Annotated in this window: 12 protein-coding genes; 2 read left to right on the top strand and 10 right to left on the bottom strand. The window is 36.7% G+C overall.

The genetic code is table 11. From position 1 onward, the window contains the following. Positions 1-4 precede the first annotated feature (4 nt). From FLAVO9AF_RS11240 to FLAVO9AF_RS11210, 7 genes are all read right to left on the bottom strand, one after another. Complete coding sequence (locus FLAVO9AF_RS11240; protein WP_159688547.1) at positions 5-979, bottom strand: arabinan endo-1,5-alpha-L-arabinosidase; 975 nt, start codon at positions 977-979, stop codon at positions 5-7. A 32-nt stretch (positions 980-1,011) separates the two neighbouring features. Further along, entirely contained in the window at positions 1,012-1,983 is a 972-nt protein-coding gene (locus FLAVO9AF_RS11235) for a glycoside hydrolase family 43 protein (protein WP_159688544.1), read from the bottom strand. A 24-nt stretch (positions 1,984-2,007) separates the two neighbouring features. Beyond that, positions 2,008-3,630, bottom strand: coding sequence for an arabinan endo-1,5-alpha-L-arabinosidase (locus FLAVO9AF_RS11230; protein ID WP_159688543.1), 1,623 nt, complete (start codon positions 3,628-3,630; stop codon positions 2,008-2,010). Between the two features lie 12 nt (positions 3,631-3,642). Then, on the bottom strand, positions 3,643-5,190 hold the full coding sequence (locus FLAVO9AF_RS11225) for an alpha-N-arabinofuranosidase (RefSeq protein ID WP_159688540.1): 1,548 nt from the start codon (positions 5,188-5,190) through the stop codon (positions 3,643-3,645). Between the two features lie 46 nt (positions 5,191-5,236). Then, positions 5,237-6,253, bottom strand: coding sequence for an arabinan endo-1,5-alpha-L-arabinosidase (locus FLAVO9AF_RS11220; protein ID WP_159688538.1), 1,017 nt, complete (start codon positions 6,251-6,253; stop codon positions 5,237-5,239). Positions 6,254-6,378: 125 nt separating this feature from the next. Beyond that, complete coding sequence (locus FLAVO9AF_RS11215; protein WP_159688535.1) at positions 6,379-7,941, bottom strand: RagB/SusD family nutrient uptake outer membrane protein; 1,563 nt, start codon at positions 7,939-7,941, stop codon at positions 6,379-6,381. Between the two features lie 28 nt (positions 7,942-7,969). Then, positions 7,970-11,017: a TonB-dependent receptor gene (locus FLAVO9AF_RS11210; RefSeq protein WP_159688532.1), complete on the bottom strand. Its 3,048-nt coding sequence runs from the start codon at positions 11,015-11,017 to the stop codon at positions 7,970-7,972. 509 nt (positions 11,018-11,526) lie between these two features. On the opposite strand from FLAVO9AF_RS11210, the gene FLAVO9AF_RS11205 reads away from it, so the two are divergent. After that, positions 11,527-12,216, top strand: a complete 690-nt coding sequence (locus FLAVO9AF_RS11205) for an NUDIX domain-containing protein (protein WP_159688530.1) — start codon at positions 11,527-11,529, stop codon at positions 12,214-12,216. Positions 12,217-12,289: 73 nt separating this feature from the next. On the opposite strand, the gene fsa is transcribed toward FLAVO9AF_RS11205, so the two are convergent. From fsa to FLAVO9AF_RS11190, 3 genes are all read right to left on the bottom strand, one after another. Next, a complete protein-coding gene (gene fsa, locus FLAVO9AF_RS11200) occupies positions 12,290-12,946 on the bottom strand; it encodes a fructose-6-phosphate aldolase (protein WP_159688527.1) in 657 nt (218 codons plus the stop codon). A 5-nt stretch (positions 12,947-12,951) separates the two neighbouring features. Then, positions 12,952-15,003 (bottom strand): transketolase, encoded by a 2,052-nt coding sequence (locus FLAVO9AF_RS11195; protein ID WP_159688524.1) that lies wholly within the window; start codon positions 15,001-15,003, stop codon positions 12,952-12,954. Between the two features lie 281 nt (positions 15,004-15,284). After that, positions 15,285-16,283, bottom strand: coding sequence for a GntR family transcriptional regulator (locus FLAVO9AF_RS11190; RefSeq protein WP_159688521.1), 999 nt, complete (start codon positions 16,281-16,283; stop codon positions 15,285-15,287). Between the two features lie 260 nt (positions 16,284-16,543). Between FLAVO9AF_RS11190 and FLAVO9AF_RS11185 the strand changes: the two genes are divergently transcribed. Beyond that, positions 16,544-19,501, top strand: a complete 2,958-nt coding sequence (locus FLAVO9AF_RS11185; protein WP_236552314.1) for a SusC/RagA family TonB-linked outer membrane protein — start codon at positions 16,544-16,546, stop codon at positions 19,499-19,501. Positions 19,502-19,504 lie beyond the last annotated feature (3 nt).

Raw genomic sequence — 19,504 nt, 5'->3', positions numbered from 1 at the left:
CTTTTTATTTTAAAGAAGGCCAATTTTCAGTGTCCCAGAGTAGTTCTTTTATAATTAATTTTGGAGCGCCGTTGGATTTTTTTTCATAGCCATGGTAAAAAATATAGTCTTTGTTGTCAAAAGTATAGACGCTGTTGTGGCCTACGCCAAAATAGTTTTCGTTTCCTTCTACCACCAAACTACCGCCTCCTTCATTGAGCGATTTTCCAGTTTTGTCTACATAAGGACCAGTTGGGTTTTTGGATCTTCCTACTACGACTTTGTATGTGCTTTTGTCTCCTCTACAGCACAAATCCCATGAAAGAAATAGATAGTAATATCCTTTTTTCTTAAAGATAAATGGCGCTTCGAGTGCAGCATCTCCGGGATCGGTGTCGGGTAAATCAAAAGAGCGTTTGCGTTTGGCAATGGTGTGCCATTCTTGTGGGTTAGCAATAGATTTCAAATCTGGATTAAGTTTCACCATTTTTAGTCCTTCCCAAAAAGAGCCAAAAGTTAACCAAGGGGTGTTGCTATCGTCAAAAACCAAATTGGGATCAATGGGATTCCACATGTCGCGATTCGGTTGTGACTGAATCACAATACCATGGTCAATCCATTTGTAGGCGGGGTCTTTGGGGTTCAAGGTTGTATTAGTAGCTACACCAATAGCAGATGTGTTTTTGGCGAAAGCCGAGACAGAGTAATACAAGTAATATGTATTATTATGAAAAGAGATATCAGGTGCCCAAATATGGTTGTCAAAATTGGGTACCACGACATCTACCCAGTGCGGTTTTTCTTTAAAGATGGAAGGTTCTGGTTGCCAGTTTTTTAAATCTTTGGAACTTAAAACACTGATGCCTTTGCCCGTACAGTACAGATAGTAGGTGTCTTTTTGTTTGATTACCACAGGATCATGAACCATATTATTTTGTGCCAATGATACAATAGTCATCAGTAGTACAAGTGAAGTCGCTATTTTTTTGTAAAATTTCATTGCTTTATATTTTCTAGACTAAAACTGGGTTTCTATTGAATGCCTTCGGTGGTCATCATTACCCGTTTCATAGTTCCATCTTTGTTGTAGAACAATTGATCTACACAAACCGATCTTCTAAAACTACCTCCGTTGGGTTGAATCGCTCCATTGTGATAAATGAAATAATCTTTCCCTTTAAATGAAATAATCGCTTGATGATTTGTGTTTGAGTTACCAGCAAGTTCATTTAGAATGCCTTTGAATTCCCATGGTCCGTTGATAGATTTGCTCATGGCATAGGCTATTTTTTCAGGAAATTGATATGCGTAGGATAAATAATACCATTGTTTATGTTTGTGAATCCAAGGAGCTTCGGTGAAATGAGGCAAGGAAATGGTTTGAATAGGCCCGTCCATTTCGAGCATGTTCTCTTTCAGTTTAGTGTAATGGCAAACGGAATTTCCCCAAAACAAATAAGCTTGACCATCTGTATCAATAAATACGGTTGGGTCGATATCGTCCCAATCAATTTTAGTTTGGGTGGTCATATCATTGGTTATAAGTGCTTTTCCTAAGGCATCTTTGAACGGACCTGTAGGAGTATCAGCAACAGCAATGCCTATGGCTTTACCGTTAATGGTTTTATGAGAAACGGTGACATACCAATAGAATTTCCCATTTCTTTCTATGACTTGCGAGGCCCAAGCATCTCCAGAGGCCCATTCAAAATCGGTTACTTTGAGAGGTACAGGATGTTCTTGCCATTGCTTCATATCTGAAGAAGAATAAACCAACCATTCATTCATTTTATAAAAATTGAAATCGTTTGGTGCCTCATCATGACCTGCATAAAGATATACTTTGTCTTTGTATACCAATGCGGCAGGATCCCCAGTATACTTTTCGGTGATTATTGGGTTGTTCTCTTTCTTAATCTCAGCGGCTTTTGTAGCCTTGTTTTGTGCTGAGATTATGGCAATAGTGCCGATAAGAGAAGCTACAATTAAAAGAACTTTCTTCATTGGTGTTCTTGTTTGGTTCTTATATTAATTTGATTTTTTGCCCCAAAGTGATTGCCCACCAGAATTTAATCCAGTAAACGTTAACGTCACTTTTCGGGTGGAGGCCTCCCAATCCCATGCATCTTTTACAATGCATTTGTTTCCATTAAAAGTTAATATTTTGGTACTACTATCATATGCCCAAGTACCGGTTACCCCACCGCTAACTTTTTTGTCAGCAGTCATATAAACAGTTACTGCTTTTTGCATGGTTTTGTATTGATAATTCATAGTGATAAATTCCCATGTTCCAATGATATTAGCTTCCGTTATGCTTGTTTTTGGAACACCAGCATAGCGTTCTGGAGTTACTACAGGCCATCCATCTGGAGTCCATTCTATTTCGCGTACGTGTCCCATCATTACAGCATTCGAAACCGCTATTCCCGCTACACCCTCCGGCAGTCTTGCCTGAGAGGCGTAGTACCATTGTTTTGACGTGGGGTCTTGGAATACCGCACAATGACCAAATCCTACCCAACCCGTGTGATTGTTGAATGAGTAAGGATGAGTGACTATTGGCCAAGTTTCGGCACCAGTAGTAACGCTTTGTCCGCTTATGGTAACATAAGGACCTAGAATATTTTTGGAACGAGCTACACGAGTATTGTAGGCTACCGAAAGTTCATCGTAGGCTAGAAATAAATAGTAATATTGTGTGTCTGGATTATAGATAATTTCTGGACCTTCTAGCGCTTGCCAACGATTGGTGTTTACATTGCCACGACCAGCAATTCGAACACCATAATCATCTATTGTTTTGAGTTGAAATGGTTTTCCAGTAGCTGGATTTAGTTTTACAGCAGCAATTCCTGAGTGCCAAGAACCATAAACAAGGTATTGTTCGCCTTCGGGAGTTTGAATAAAACTTGGATCGATAGCATTAAATTTGAAATAGGCATCCCAATCATTTCCACCATTTCTAACATAACTTTTTACACCATCGGGTTCTGAACAAACGACCATACCTTTATCGGTCCAATTATTAGAGGCCAAATCACTTGTTTCGGCAAGGCCAATAAAAGCACGCTCTGTCCAAGAGGTATTGGTATCAGTACCAACAATTGGATTGGTTACGACTATACTATAATACATTCGGTACACATTGCCTACCTTTCTTACACATGGTGCCCAAAATCCATAACTTGGATTGGTAATTGCCGGTAAAGCGGGATTCATTCTAGCTCTTTTGTTGTTTAAGGAATCCTTTACCCAAGCAGGAGCTTGTGTCATTGCTGCACCCATAAATTCCCAATTGATCAAATCTTTGGAACGTCTGTAAAAAAAGTGACCATTGCCTTCGTGTGCATTTCCATAGGAAGCATCGGTTTGGTACATATAATAGTATTCTCCACTTTTCTCTACTGATGGATCATGTACATTGGCCAAGTTCCATTGTAAACGATTGCCCCATGAAGCGTTTGCCGTATAATTATCTGGGTAAGTAGGACCAGCAAATGTAGATGGCGTAGGATTTGGTGTAGGCGTAGGAGTTGTCGATGGATCCGTTGTTGTGGGATCATCTTTAGAGCAACTAACCATAGTTATGATTAGTATAAACAGGCCTAGTTGAATGGTGTTTTTTACAAATGCAGTTGCTTTCTTCATGACTTTCAGCTTTTATTTTCCTTCTAAAACCACTACAGCGAATGGAGGAATGGTGATTTGAAGTTTTCCATTTTTGTTTTCGAACCCTTTGAATGTATTGGTAGTAATTTTATTTGGAGTATCAAAACTGTTATAGTCTTGTAATTTAGCGGAGCTTAGTATCGTTCCTGTGAAGTTTTTTACTCCAAGTTCATTTACTGCAATTTCAATGGTATTTTTGTTCTTAGTGTCTAGATTTACTAGCGAAATATGAATAGTACCGTTGTTGTTTTTTGAAGCCGATACGGATACTGCAGGAAGGGATTCTCCATTGAAAGTATAGTTTGGTGATTGAAATGTTACAGGTATCAATTTAGCTTCTTGGTGTACGCTATACATTTTCATTACGTGATAGGTAGGCGTTAAAATCATTTTGGCCTTATCTGTTAGGATCACAGCTTGTAATACATTGACACATTGGGCTAAGTTGGCCATACGTACTCTATCGGCATGATTGTTAAAAATATTAAGGGTAGCTCCAGCTAAAACAGCATCTCGCATTGTGTTTTGTTGGTACAAGAATCCAGGATTGGTTCCTTTTTCTACCTCGTACCAAGCTCCCCACTCATCAACCATAATGGCTACTTTTTTCTCAGGATCGTATTTGTCCATAATAGCGCCATGTTTGGTCACTAATTCTTCCATTTTTAGTGCCGATTTCATGGTTTGGAAATATTGATTTTCTGTAAAATCAACACCGTCTCCTTTTTTATTCCAATCGATTACTGCATAGTGATGAACACCTACTCCGCCAAGCATATTCAGTGGGATGTTTTTCATTAAAACTTCAGTCCAATTATAATCGGCACTATTGGAGCCAGAGGCAATACGTGTAATGCCTCCAGTATTTTCCCAATCAGACATAAAGGTGGCATACTTTCTATATTCACCTGCATAATATTCAGCGGTCATATTACCACCACAACCCCATGCTTCATTACCTATTCCCCAAAATTTAACTTTCCAAGGGGCTGTTCTACCATTTTTTTGACGCAAATCACTCATCGGGCTTTTTCCGCTAAAGTTGGTGTATTGTACCCAATCTGCTAATTCTTGGACAGTACCACTTCCTACATTACCAGAAAGATAGGGTTCTGCTCCAAGTGCTTCACATAGGTTGAGGAAATCGTGAGTTCCAAAGCTATTGTCTTCGGTAGTGCCTCCCCACCATTTATTAACAATGGTAGGTCTTTGTTCTTTTGGACCAATACCATCTTTCCAGTGGTAGGTATCAGCAAAACAACCGCCAGGCCATCTTAAATTTGGAATTTGAAGTTCTTTTAAGGCTTTTATAATATCATTTCTAACTCCGTTAGTATTTGGTATTTTGGACGTGTCGCCAACAAAAAAACCACCATAAATGGATCGTCCTAGGTGCTCTGCAAAATGACCATAAATGTGTTTGCTAATTGTAGGTGATTCTTTGGTGTTTTGTAATGTAACGACAGTCACTTTATTTTGTGCCAAAACAAAGGAACTAGATAGGGTAAGGGCAAAAAGTAGTACTAATGATTTTTTCATGGTAATAGGCTTTATGAAGAATGGAGGCTTTGGGTTTCTTCTGAATTTAATAAGAAAGTGTTGGCCAACCTCCTGACCAAGTAAAATAAACAATTTCAAGTTTTGGATTTCCGCTGTCTGCACCATCGTAATAATGAACTGAGCCTTTTTGAGTTCCAACAATTCTAGACAAATGACCTGGGCCAATATAATTGCCTTGAGTGGCTAAAACAGTAGTGCCGCCTCCGTTTTTTAAAGAGACTCCATTTTTGTCAACAAATGGGCCAAATGGACTCGTAGAACGGCCTACAACAATGTAGTAAGTGCTGTTTACTCCGTTACAGCATGAACCTCTATTTACAAATAAATAATAATAACTTCCTTCTTTGATTAAGCAAGGAGCTTCCCAGCTGGCACCGTTTCCTCCTGCAACAATTGTTCTGCTACCAGTTGTTTTACCTGTCGAAGGATTAATTTGAATCACTCCAATACCCGCATGCCATGAACCATAAGCCATATACACATTTGAACCATCTACTAAAATCGATGGATCTATTGCATTGACATCCGAAGAAGAGGAAGAAGCAACCACCATACCTCTATCGGTCCATTTTGTTCCAGCACTTTGTGAAATAGAAGGCGCTGTTACTAATCCGATTGCTGAAGTGGCTGAACCAAATGTAGAGCACGAATAGTACATGTTCCAACGGTTATTAAACCAAGCAACATCGGGAGCCCAAAAAGTTTTGGTAAATCCTGGAACATAGCTTGTAATCCAACTTGGAGTACTCGTAAAAACAGAAGTTCCCCATGTCCAATTGGTTAAATTGGTAGAGTAGGTCATAGGAATGTTGTCTCCTGTAGTAAACACATAATAATTTACCCCGCTTTTTACGATGGTACTTGGGTCGTGTGAGGGCACCGTTCCGCTAACTGTTTTGGCTGTTAGGTTTTGATTTGGTGCTTTTGGATTTGGTACAATGGCTTCACTTTGGGATGTTGGTGAATTTATTTCTTCGTTTTGGCAATTGGTTACTAAAAATCCAAATAGGATAATGAATGCAATTTTGTTTACTTTTTTCATATGGCTCCTTATTTTGTTTGTAACAGTTTGTTTGGAATTTATTTAAAGGTATAAAATCATATGGTAACGGTCATTGTTACCATATGATTTTCAAAACTCAACTAACTCAAAATTATACGTATATACTAGTAACCATCATTTTGTAGGGTTCCAGGATTGTTGTCCATTTCTAATTGTGGAATTGGGAAGTACTCTCTACCAGAAGTGTAAGTGTTAAACTCAGCATCTCTAGATTTTAACCAAGCAAGTTTTGCTGGGTCTTGTAGCCAACCCCATCTACGAATGTCATCAAATCGGTGGCCTTCAAGAGGGAATTCTAAGAAGCGTTCATGAGCGATTTGATCTCTCATTTGTGCTTGGGTCATACCTGGTTTTGTAGTTGCTAAATTAGGAAGTCCAACGCGTGATCTAACCATTTGAATGTAAGTGTAAGCCCCAGGTGTATCCCCTGTTTCGTTCAAACACTCGGCGTACATCAACAATACATCGGCATAGCGCAAAAGACGCTCGTTGATTCCAGATCTCCAGTCATATTCGTTGGCAAATTGTCCATCAGAATTTTGGTATTTTCTGCAAAATAAGTCGTTCAAATCTGCTGGACTTTTGCTGTAAAAAGTAGCAAAATCTTGACCGTATAATTGCATACCTCCCGGTTTGTTGTAAAACATCGTTGCGTCTAAACGTGGATCTACAGCTCCAGATGTTGTTTTCTCTATTTGATAATCATTATACAAAGCCCAAGTAGGTTGTACGTCTGTCCATCCGAAAGCTCTTGGTCCATAAGTAATAGCTCTGGCCGATGTTTTTCCCCATCCAGAGGCAGGAGCACCGCCCCAACCTAAATCTACACCACCAGCTTCTCTGCTAAATTGTACTTCAAAAAGCGACTCAGAATTGTTTTCATTGGTAGTTGTAAAGTTATCACGATAGTTGCTAACTAATGCATATACTCCCAAATCGATTACTTGTTTGAAAGCAGTTTTAGCATTGTTAAAATCTTTAGTAAATAGATATGCTTTTCCTAAATAGCCAAGTGCAGCACCTTTGGTGGCACGTCCTTTTTCACCTGCGTCTAATCCAGTAACATTGTTATATGTTACAGGTAGTAAATCTGCAGCTTGTTTAAAATCAGCAATTACTTGTGCCCAACCATCTGCTTGTGTTTTTTGAGGATAAAAAGTGGCAATATCCGTTGGAACTGGTACATTTTTGAACATATTTACTGCGTGAAATAAATACAATCCTCTCAAAAAGTACGCTTGTCCAAGTACTCTGTCTTTTAAACCTTTATCGGCCATGTCTATGTTTGGTACATTTTTGATGACTTGATTGGCTCTATAAATTCCTTGATAGTAGGTTTCATAAGCCCATCCGTAGATCGCTGCATTAGAAACATTAGAATTGAAGCGACCTACATTGTACATTGCATCCCATGGGCTGTTACTGCGGGTATCATCACCTTTCAGGTCTAATAAAAGTGGAGTACTTCTCATGTAAGTTCCATCTGTTAATAAGCTACTATAAGCGGCATTAATTCCTTCAATAGCATCCTGATCTGTTTTCCAGAAAGAGCCTGATGTCTCTACGTTTGGATCTACTTGTAATAAATCTTCATTGTCTACACAGCTGGTCATCACTACAGATAGTGTAAAGAAGACTGTTAGATAATTATATATTTTATATTTCATTTTTATATTTTTTATGGGTTAGCTAATATTAAAACTCAACTTCAATTCCTAATGAAACGGTTCTAGGATTTGGGAAGGAACCTGCGTCATAACCTCTTGAAAATAATCCATCGTTACTATTAAAATCAGGATCGTACCCTTTGTATTTACTTAAGATCAATAAGTTTTGTCCGTTGGCAAATATTTTTGCTTTTTGAATGAATTTAATGCCTTCTAAAGGAATTTGATAACCAATTTGCATGGTTTGTAATTTGATATAATCTCCTTTTTCGATAAATCTATTAGAGTCTCTTGAGTTGGCATTAGGATCACCAATTACTGGTCTTGGTACATTAGTATTGGTATTTGTTGGTGTCCAATAATTCAACATATCAGTATGATGGTTTCCATATTGTCCTACCATTAGGTTGCGATACATTGCATTGAACACTTTATGTCCACCAGCACCTTGCCAGAACATAGACAGATCCCAATTTTTGTATGAAGCACTAAAGTTCAAACCATAACTATATTTTGGAATGGTAACGCCTTGATAAGTTCTATCTAAGTCAGAAATCATTCCGTCTCCGTTTACATCTTTGAATTTTACATCTCCAGGTGCAGCATTTACTTGCGTTGGTGAAGCAGCTATATCAGCAGCATCTTTAAAAATTCCTACAGTTTGGTAAGCATAAATTTCACCAATAGAACGACCTACTTCTGTTTTTGACGCTGCTCCATAAATTGGATTTCCGTCTAAACCAATTTGTAATACTTTGTTTTTCATTGTACCTAAGTTCGCTGAAATAGTATACTTAAATTCATTTTTATTATTGTTGTATGAAGCTGTAAATTCTAAACCATTATTTTTTACTGCTCCAGCATTTGTAACTACGCTTGCAGGGAAAGCTCCTGTAGAGAAAGGTAGTGGTACGCCAATCAATAAATCTGTTGATTTTTTCTCGTAATATTCTGCTGTAAACTGAAGGGCATTGTCTAAAAATCCTAATTCAAGTGCCACGTTGGTTGTTTTGGTTTCTTCCCAATGAACATTTGGGTCAATGGCACTAACTACTGTTGTTCCAGGCGCCAATTCATTGTTGAAGTTATAGCCTGCAAACGCGTTAATTGTTGGTGAATAGGCATAAGGGCCGATGGTGTTGTTTCCTAAGATTCCATAACCACCTCTTAGTTTGATATTGCTTACCCATTCTGGTAATTTTAGGAATTTCTCGTTGCTAATTTTCCATCCAGCAGAGAAAGAGTAAAAGTTACCGGTGTTGTTTTCTTCACTAAACAAAGAGGTTTTATCTTGTCTGAAGTTTACGGTTAACAAATAACGATCGTCATAAGCATAGTTCAATCTGCTTAAGTATGAAATATTGGTTACTGTATTTTCATATTCTCCAGCACTTGTTGCATCAGCATATTCTAAGTGACTGATTTCTCCTGGTAAATAGCCAACACCTCTTGACCAGTGGTTGTAATTATCATTGCGTTCTTGAACCCATCCTGCCAAAGCATCTATTTTATGTTTATTGATATCAACGTTATACGTTAATAAGTTGTTTAAGAAAGTTCTAGTTTGGCTTCCTGTAGAAACGTCTAATGAAGCTTCGTCATTTGTGGTAATATAATACCATCCTAAATCACTTGGTGGAACGAATTTTCTGTTTTGCCAATTTAAGATATCAAAACTTGCATCAATTTTGTATTTCAATCCTTTGATGATTTCATATTCTCCCCAAATGTCACCTACAAAACGGTTACGTTTGCTGTTGTTTGTAATAAGACTATTGTATCCAATTACGTTCATCGAAATTGCTCTTTGGGTTAGGTTATCAGTACCACCATAACCTCCTAGACGATTTGGATCACGAACTGGCATAGTAGGTACCGCTCCTAATAAATCTGAGATAGGCGTTTGACCACCGTTGTATTCATTAAAGTTTTCTTTGTCAGATTGTGTAAAGGCAATTTTTGATCCGTATTTGAAGTTTCCTTTTTTGCCGTGTAAATTCAAAGTAGTAGAATATCTAGTATAATCTTGCGGTGTGTTTACATATCCTTTGTTTTTGAAATAATCAACATTCAAGTTGTATCCTAAACTTTCGGCACCACCATTAAAGGTTAATGAGTGATTTTCGATGATTCCTGTTCCAAAAGCGGCATCTTGCCAGTTTGTATTTACGTTATTAATATAAGAGGCGCTATTAGGATCATTACCTGGTGCTATTGTTAATCCCGCATTTACTTCCGCTGCGCTTGTAACTTTTTGGTATCCTAATCGATCTGTCAATGACCATTTTTTGGCTACATTTTGAAAACCTATTAATGATTTGTATTTAATGTCGAGTTTGCCTAGTTTTCCTTTTTTGGTTGTAATAATTACTACACCATTGGCTCCTCTAACTCCGTAGATAGCAGCAGATGAAGCGTCTTTTAATACTTGCATTGACTCGATCTCGCCAGTAGCAAAATCATAAGGACTGTCTACGATCATACCGTCTATTACAAATAACGGATTGTTGTTGCTAAAAGAATTGATACCACGAATTTTGATGTTTACAAAACCTCCAGGTTCTCCAGAAGATTGTACTGTAACACCAGCTACTTGACCTTGCATCATCTTAGCAACATCATAAGTAACGGTTTTTTTGGCATCTTCCATTTTTACAACACTCACCGCACCGGTTAAATCGGATTTCTTTTGTGTTCCGTAGCCTACCACTACTACTTCGTTAAGAGAATTTACATCTTCTCTTAGCGTTACTTTCAAATACGTATTTGATCCTACTTGTACCTCTTGGTTTTTAAATCCTACAAATGAGAATACTAATACGTCATTAGAAGAGGCTTTGATGGTAAACTCTCCGTCAAAACCGGTAGAAGTTACTCCTTTTGCACCCTTCAAGGCTACATTCACTCCTACCAAAGGGAGGTTGTCTGTGCCAGACGTTACGATTCCCTTTATTTCATTAAGCTGTTGCGCAGATACTGTATAAGAAGAGAACAGTATGATTAGTAACGCCACTAGCCATTCTTTTTTTAACAATAATGAATTGTTGAAAAAAAACAATCTTTGGTTTGTTATCATATTGGGTTAAATTAATTAGTTTGTTTAATAAGTGTTATTTTTACATTTGTAAATATAATTAAAAAAAATTGTTGTAAACAAATATATTTGACAAAAAAAAGTTGATAAAAAAACAGATTTTTTAATTTTGCGTACTTATTTAAGATTTCCTTTTGAAGTTTGTTTTAAAAAAGTGTCTTTTTTAATTAATTATTTGTGTAAAATATACACTTTTTAATAAAAAGCTGTTTTTCTTTTACGAAAATCGTTTTCGTAATTTTTTTAAAAAAAGCTATAACGTTTTCGAAATTTCGTTTCCAAAGCCTTTTAAAATCTATTTATTATAAGGTATTTCTTAATTATTTTATTTAATTTTACAACTTAGGTACTTATAAAAAGCTTCATAATTATGATTTTAGCTTTCAGAAGTAGGTAGAATTTACAAAAGACAAAATAATAAGTGTTTTTTTGACATTAATTATTTCACTAAAAACAAATAGAAGTTTATATATTTACCAAAAAAAAGAATTATGCTCAACAAGTATAGTGATACCGATAAAATTTTAGTAGCAGTAGATTGTATCATTTTTGGTTTTGATGCCGAAGGGTTAAAGATACTTTTGATCAAAAGAGACTTTGAACCTGAGAAAGGGAAGTGGTCTTTGATAGGGGGATTTTTAAAAAATGATGAGGTTTTGGATTCAGCGGCCATCCGTATTTTGAATACTTATACAGGACTGAATGATATTTATATGGAGCAATTGTACGCTTACAGCGAAATTGACCGTGATCCTGTTGAGCGAACAATTTCTGTATCGTATTATGCTTTGATCAATATAGAAAATCATAACAAAGAGTTGATTAAAAATTATCATGCTCAATGGTTTAGCATGGCCGAAGCTCCAAAATTAATTTTTGACCACGACAAAATGTTGCGTAATGCCATCCGAAGATTGCGTTATCGAACTTCGATAAAACCTATAGGTTTTGAACTTTTGCCAGAAAAGTTTACGATGCGACAATTGTTAGAATTGTATGAAGCGATTTTGAGTAAAGAACTCGATAAGCGTAATTTTATAAGTAAAATTAATTCGCTTGATATATTGATAAAACTGGATGAAAAAGACATGCAATCTTCACGAAAAGGTTCTTACTTGTATCGTTTTGATAAAGAAAAGTATGAAGAAAAACTCCTGAATGATTTTGTTCTTAATCTATAAAAAAAGCCCTGACAAAAAAAACGTCAGGGCTTTTTCAATTAAAACCAAAAATTAAACTTCTATATTTTCTAGTTTAGCTATTGCCTTTTTGATAATCAGCCAAAAAGGTAGCTAGTCCAATGTCGGTTAAGGGGTGTTTTAATAATCCCTCAATGGCACTCAATGGTCCTGTAATTACATCGGCTCCTGTTTTTGCACAATTTACAATGTGCATTACGTTGCGAACGGAGGCTGCTAAAATTTGAGTTTCAAAGCCGTAGTTGTCATAAATTAATCGGATATCTTCAATTAAAGTCATACCGTCTGTAGAGACATCATCTAAGCGTCCTATGAAAGGAGAAACGTACGTTGCACCAGCTTTTGCCGCTAACAGAGCTTGTCCTGCAGAGAAGACCAAGGTGCAATTGGTCTTTATTCCTTTATTTGTAAAGTATTTTATAGCTTTGATTCCTTCTTTGATCATCGGAATTTTTACTACTATTTGAGGATGCAAAGCGGCTAACTTTTCGCCTTCGGCAACCATGCCTTCAAAATCTGTGGCAATAACTTCGGCACTTACATCGCCATCTACTAATTCACAAATTTTTACATAGTGAGCCAAGATGTTTTCCGCTCCTGTAATTCCTTCTTTGGCCATCAATGATGGATTAGTGGTTACCCCATCTAAAATGCCAAGATCGTTGGCTTCTTTAATATCTTTTAGATTGGCAGTATCAATAAAAAATTTCATAATCTTTATTTTTGAGTTGAATAATTTTGTTCTGATAAATAGTTTTTGATTTCGTTAGCAATATTTTGGCTTGTGAACCCGAATTTCTCGTCCAATACTTGGGCAGGAGCCGAATAGCCAAAGTGTTCTAAACCAAAGACTTTTCCTCTTGATCCGACCAATGCTTGAAGATTTACGGGAAGACCAGCGGTTAATCCAAAAGTTAATTGATTGCTTGGAAGAATGCTTTCTTGATATTCGATGGATTGGTTTCTAAAAAGTCCTTCAGAAATGACTGAGGCTACATTGATTTTAAGAGCAGTCTCTTTTTCAAGAATAGTAGCGGCGTCTAGTAGAGTTGCTACTTCTGAACCATTTGCAACCAATGTTATATCGGGTTGGCTTACCTTTTTTACCAAATAGCCTCCTTTTTTTGCTTGACTTGCTGCTGCGTATGAGTCGCCTTGGGTTGGAATACTGCTAATTTCTTGTCGTGATAAAATTAATCCAGTTGGGCTAGTGGTGTTTTGCATCGCCATTTCCCAAGCTACTGATGTTTCTATAGCATCTGCAGGACGTAAGGCTAGAAAACTTTGACGACCTGAATGGTTTTTTATTTTTTCAACTAATCGTATCTGAGCTTCTTGTTCGATAGGTTGATGGGTTGGTCCATCTTCACCAACCCTAAAGGAATCGTGAGTCCAAACATATTTTACAGGTAGTTCTTGAATAGCCGATAGTCGAATGGCAGGTTTCATATAATCGGAAAACACAAAAAAAGTTGCTACTACTGGAATCACACCTCCATGCAAAGCCATACCATTTGCGATAGCAGCCATTGTTAATTCGGCTACTCCAGCTTGTAAAAAGGCACCTTTGAAATTGTTTTTTTGCAGTACAGTTGTTTTTTTCAAAAAGCCATCCGTTTTATCACTGTTGGATAAATCGGCTGAGGATACAATCATGTTTTCTACCTTTTCTGCTAAATAACTCAGTACTGCTGCCGAGGCGTCTCTAGTAGCTGCATTGTTTTTTTGAATGATACTGCCAAAATCGAGTTCAGGTGTTTTTCCCGAAAAGAATGCGTTAAGTTTTTGAGCCAAAGCAGGGTTTTGGTTTTCCCAATTTTTATAGGCTTCTTTTTTTGTAGCGGCTTCTTGTCTTTTTTCGGCAAGGACGGTTTGGTAGTAAGCGTCTACGGCTTCGAATTTTGCAAAAGGATCTTCGGGATTGGCTCCAAGATTTAGTAATGTTTTGGTAAAATCGGCTTTGGTTGCACCAATTGGTTTTCCGTGCAGTTCGCATTCTCCTTCATACATTTCACCTTGGGCTGTTACACAACCTTTCCCCATAATGGTGTTACCAATAATCAGTGTAGGTTTTTCGGTTTGAGCATTGGCAAAGTCTAGTGCTTTTTTGATTTCGATATAATTATGTGCATCGATTGTTAGTACATTCCATCCCCAGGCTTCATATTTTTTGGCGGTATCTTCTGTTGTAACTTCATCAGTCATAGACGACAGTTGAACATTATTAGAATCATAGAACATAATGAAATTATTCAGGCCTAAGTGTCCAGCAATTCTTCCTGCGCCCTGTGAAATTTCCTCTTGTATGCCACCATCAGTAATGAAACCGTAAATTTTATGATCAAAAAGGCCTGTAAATCGTGCTGCTAGGAATTTTGCGGCAATGGCGGCTCCAATTCCCATAACGTGTCCTTGTCCTAGTGGTCCAGAGGTGTTTTCTATGCCTCTTTTTACATCAACTTCTGGATGACCAGGTGTAACAGATTTCCATTGTCTAAAATTTTCCAAATCCGATTTTTCGTAGTGGCCTAGTAAATAGTATTGTGCATATAATAAAGCGGAAAGATGACCTGCATCCATAAAAAAGCGATCTCTAAAGATCCATTCCATATCGCTAGGGTCAAACTTTATATATTCTGTATATAAGACGTGCAAAAAATCGGCTCCACCCATAGCTCCTCCTGGATGACCTGATTTGGCCTTTTCGACCATTGCTATCGCTAGTGCTCGAATGTTATCGGCAGCTTTTTTTTCAATATTATGATTCATAGTAAATGATATTAAATTACGTGTCTTTTTTCAACGACAGTTTTTATATAGAATATTCTAAAGGACTTGTTTCGTTGCGTTTAATAATAAGTGTAAAAAATACATTTACAAATGAAGCAAATTTAATTCACATAACCAAGGAAATTATATTTATATTTTTTTATTAGTTTTTATACGGATATGATAATATGGTTGCTTTAAAAATCGTAATTTGATAAAAAAGAAAAAGGACCAAAACAAGTAAGATCCTTTCCTTAAAAATTCAATTCTTTTGGTTTATTCTAAAGCGAACTTCTCAATAGCAATTTACATGTGTTTTCTATTTGTTCCTTTCGCCCTTTCAAAATCATTTCTGCTAAAATTTTACCCATTTGTTCAAAATCAGTGGAGATGGTCGTAATGCCGTTTTCGACAATTTTCTTTAGTGGCGTTTCATTATACGAAATGATTCCGTAGTCTTGACCTATAGTAAGCTGTTGTGATTTTGCCTTTTCAATTACCCTTACCAAATCGCGATCACTTGGAATGACGTAGACTTCACCAGGCGTGATGCTTCGGTGTTTGAACTCTGTAATTACTTCATCCTCAAATCCAAAGTCCTTGCAAAAGTTTAAAAAGCCGATTTTCATACCCAGCGGTTCTCTAAATCCCGGGAAGATGATAATGAGCTTTTTGTACTTATCCAATCTAGATTTTCCTTCCAAAAGGCCATCATAAATGTTTTGAATAAAGTTTTGATGAATTGAAGGGTAGGAAAATAAATCAGAATTGGTTTGATCTAATATATAGACATCATTTACTGGTAGGTTTTTTATTGTGGTATGCGCTTCTTCAAAAGCGGTGGGCATAATAATATATTTGGTGTAGTTGCCATTATTTTCTGCGATGACTTTTTGAAAAAATTGAAAATTAAAATGATGAAAAAAAATGTCAACCTGAACGTTTTTTCCGATATTTTCTAAAAATGAATTGTACAAATCTTCCTTGAAAATATTCAATTCGTCAAAGAGTAAAAATATTTTTTGTTTGATATTTATTTCCACACTTTTTATGTAATAACCTTTGCCAGGTATAGCAAATACAATGCCTCGCTTCTTTAATTCATCATAAGCTTGTAGTACAGTGTCTCGAGACAAATCGTGTGCTAAACACACTTTATTTACCGAAGGCAGTTGATCTCCTTTGACTAATTTTTCCGATTCGATGGCTTTCTCAATCGATTGAATTATTTGTTTGTATTTGGGTACGCCTTGGTTGTTTTGGACAGTGATGTATTTCATAGGTTGGTAATTTATTTTTCGCAATATACAAAAAAACTGGTAGGTACTGGTATGTAAAACATAATCCTTCGTATAATTTTGGATTTTAATATTTCACAAAAAAAATAGAAAAATAAAACGTTTTTGTTACAAAAAACATAAAAAATTAGGATTATCATTTTTTAGCAACCAAAACTAGGATAAACTAATTTTTTGATTCAGAAACGGTTCTGTTGCTTTTTTGGAATATTCAAAAAAATAATAACTAACAAATCAATTTAATGAAAACAAAAAGTTTGAAAACAATGCATTTCAGATTGTTCTTTTTACTGCTCCTTGTTCCGTTTTTTGTTCAGGCACAAAACAAATTGTCTGGAACGGTGGTTGATAATACAACCAAACAACCAATTCCTGGAGCCAATCTAGTTGTTAAGGGTTCTAAAGTTAGTACGTCTACTGATTTTTCTGGAGCTTTTCAGCTGTCTAGTGTGAGTAAAGGAGATCAAATCGTAGTGTCGTTTGTGGGTTTTAAATCACAAACCGTGATTTATTCTGGACAAAGTTCGCTTACTGTTCTTTTGCAAGAACAAGACAATGAACTTAAGGAGGTAGTAGTGCAAGTAGGATATGGTTCTGTAAAAAGAAAAGATGCTACAGGTTCTGTAACTACTTTGGCTACCAAAGATTTTAACAAAGGGGTAAACGTTTCTACCGAAAATATGCTTACTGGTAGAGTAGCAGGTTTGTCTATCAATTCATCAGGAGCACCTGGTTCTTTATCCGAAATTAGAATTAGAGGGGGAAGTTCGTTATTTGCAAGTAATGACCCATTGATTGTTATTGATGGTTTGCCTCTTGAAAACACGACCAACACGGGTTCAGCTTCATTTTTGGCTTCTTTGAATCCAAGTACAGTTGAGTCGATGACGGTTTTGAAAGATGCTTCGGCAACTGCTATTTACGGTTCACGTGCATCAAACGGGGTAATTATTATCACGACTAAAAAGGGAAGCAAAACCCTTTCTGTAGACTACAATGTGCAGTTTGGTGCAGGTGAGTTGGTTAATACCGTTGATGTATTGAGCCCAACAGCTTTTAGAAATACCATCGCTCAAGTACGTCCACAAGATTTAGATAAATTAGGCACAGCCAATACCAACTGGCAAGAGGCAATTTACCGCAATACTGGTTTAGTAGATCAAAATCTAGCGGTTAGAGGAAGTCTTTTCGGTGTGATTCCAACAAGTTTAACTTTAGGAAATACCGATCAACAAGGGTTGCGTATTACCAATGAGTTCAAAAGAAATACGGTAGGTTTGGTTATGAACCCGTCTTTTTTTGAAAATCATTTAAAGGTGAAACTTTCTGCTAATTATGCCAATGAAAGAAACCGTTTTACAGATGCAGTTGAAGGTGCCGCTATTGGTTTTGATCCTACACAACCCATTCGTGTTGAAGGTGCTCCTTATGGTGGGTTTTTTGAGTATACTTCTGGTGTAGATGCCAACGGAAATTATCCGTTAATTGCTATTGCAGCAAGAAACCCTGTAGCGCAGTTGCTTCAAACGAATGATCGTGGAAAGAGCAATAGACTTTTTGGGAATTTTGAAATCGATTATAAATTTCACTTTTTGCCTTCATTGAGAGCTGTGGTGAATCTTGGTTTTGATGAATCGAATGGAGAAAGACGTCGTTTGGTAAGTGCCAATGCTGGTTCGGCCCCATCCAATAATAATATTCCTTTCGGAACAGATGAGTACTCTGAATCTACAAGAAGAAATAAGTTGATCGATGCCTATTTTGTGTATAATAAGACTTTTAATGATTTTAATGTTGAACTAACAGGCGGACATTCGTATCAAAAATTCGAATCCAATCGATTCGATACCGGTAACATCTTAAACCCAGATCTACCCTCGACTTTCCCTGAAACTACTTTGAATACGGATGTCGTACTGTTAGGCTTTTTTGGAAGATCCAACATTAATTTCAAAAACAAATATTTATTGACCTTGTCTTATCGTCGTGACGGTTCTTCTCGATTTGAAAAAGAAAGCCGTTGGGGGAATTTCCCTTCTGCTGCTTTTGCTTGGAAAGTAAAAGAAGATTTCTTTAAAGACAGTAATGTGGTTTCCGATTTGAAATTGCGTTTGAGCTATGGTATTACTGGACAACAAGATATTCCTGATCCAAATGGTTATTTAGAGAAATACGATTTAGGTGGAGGTAATTCACAATACCAATTTGGTAATGCTTATTTTCCAATTGCTTTGCCAAGCAAACGTACCAAAAACTTAAAATGGGAGGAAACCGTTTCGTACAACGCGGGTCTTGATTTTGGGGTATTCAACAATGTAATCACGGGTGCGGTAGATGTGTTTTATAAAGAAGCCAAAGATTTATTGGTAAATGCGGCTATCTCTGACGGAAGTAATTTCTCTAACCGTGTGTACCAAAACGTAGGTTCATTCACAACCAAAGGAATTGAGTTTACCTTGAACGCTAGTCCGATTAAAACAGAAAATTTCAATTGGAATGTCAATTTTAATGCAAGTAAATTCGAGCGAAGAATCAAAGATTTAGTGTACGGAACAGATATTTATGTAGGCGATAACATTGCAGGAACGGGAACACCAGGTCAGATTTTTAGAGAAGGATATACGCCGTATTCTTTTTATGTGTACAAACAATTGTATGATACCAACGGAAAAGCTATTGAAGGTGCTTTTGCTGATTTGAATGGAGATAACATCAAAAATGATTCAGACCGCTACATCTATAACAACCCAGATCCAGATGTGACCTTAGGCTTTGCTTCTACAATGAATTACAAAGACATTGATTTCTCTTTCAACTTAAGAGCGAGTATAGGAAACCGAATTTTCAACGCAGTAGACGCTTCTAGAGCGCAATATGAGGCGATGGAAAATGGTGGAATTTTAAGCAATGTTCCTTCTTCTATTTTAGATACAAATTTCCAAACCACTTCAAATGTATTGTTGTCTGATATTTATATCGAAAATGCTTCCTACCTGAAAATGGATAACGTAACCTTAGGCTATACTTTTAGAAAAATAATGAACGAAAGCACTAGTTTGAGAATGTTTACAGGAGTTCAAAATGTTTTTGTCTTGACAAAATACAGTGGTTTAGACCCTGAGATTACTAATAATGGCGTCGATAAAACCATTTATCCTAGACAGCGTACTATTCTATTTGGTCTTAATCTTAAATTTTAATAA

This window comes from Flavobacterium sp. 9R (assembly GCF_902506345.1).
Lineage (GTDB): Bacteria > Bacteroidota > Bacteroidia > Flavobacteriales > Flavobacteriaceae > Flavobacterium.
This window is presented reverse-complemented; position numbering and strand designations above follow the sequence as displayed.

Coding starts and splice junctions, on each gene's coding strand:
- FLAVO9AF_RS11210 (WP_159688532.1), bottom strand. CDS start 11,017: ATGATAACAAACCAAAGATTGTTTTTTTTCAACAATTCATTATTGTTA.
- FLAVO9AF_RS11240 (WP_159688547.1), bottom strand. CDS start 979: ATGAAATTTTACAAAAAAATAGCGACTTCACTTGTACTACTGATGACT.
- FLAVO9AF_RS11230 (WP_159688543.1), bottom strand. CDS start 3,630: ATGAAGAAAGCAACTGCATTTGTAAAAAACACCATTCAACTAGGCCTG.
- fsa (WP_159688527.1), bottom strand. CDS start 12,946: ATGAAATTTTTTATTGATACTGCCAATCTAAAAGATATTAAAGAAGCC.
- FLAVO9AF_RS11215 (WP_159688535.1), bottom strand. CDS start 7,941: ATGAAATATAAAATATATAATTATCTAACAGTCTTCTTTACACTATCT.
- FLAVO9AF_RS11235 (WP_159688544.1), bottom strand. CDS start 1,983: ATGAAGAAAGTTCTTTTAATTGTAGCTTCTCTTATCGGCACTATTGCC.
- FLAVO9AF_RS11205 (WP_159688530.1), top strand. CDS start 11,527: ATGCTCAACAAGTATAGTGATACCGATAAAATTTTAGTAGCAGTAGAT.
- FLAVO9AF_RS11195 (WP_159688524.1), bottom strand. CDS start 15,003: ATGAATCATAATATTGAAAAAAAAGCTGCCGATAACATTCGAGCACTA.
- FLAVO9AF_RS11225 (WP_159688540.1), bottom strand. CDS start 5,190: ATGAAAAAATCATTAGTACTACTTTTTGCCCTTACCCTATCTAGTTCC.
- FLAVO9AF_RS11190 (WP_159688521.1), bottom strand. CDS start 16,283: ATGAAATACATCACTGTCCAAAACAACCAAGGCGTACCCAAATACAAA.
- FLAVO9AF_RS11220 (WP_159688538.1), bottom strand. CDS start 6,253: ATGAAAAAAGTAAACAAAATTGCATTCATTATCCTATTTGGATTTTTA.
- FLAVO9AF_RS11185 (WP_236552314.1), top strand. CDS start 16,544: ATGAAAACAAAAAGTTTGAAAACAATGCATTTCAGATTGTTCTTTTTA.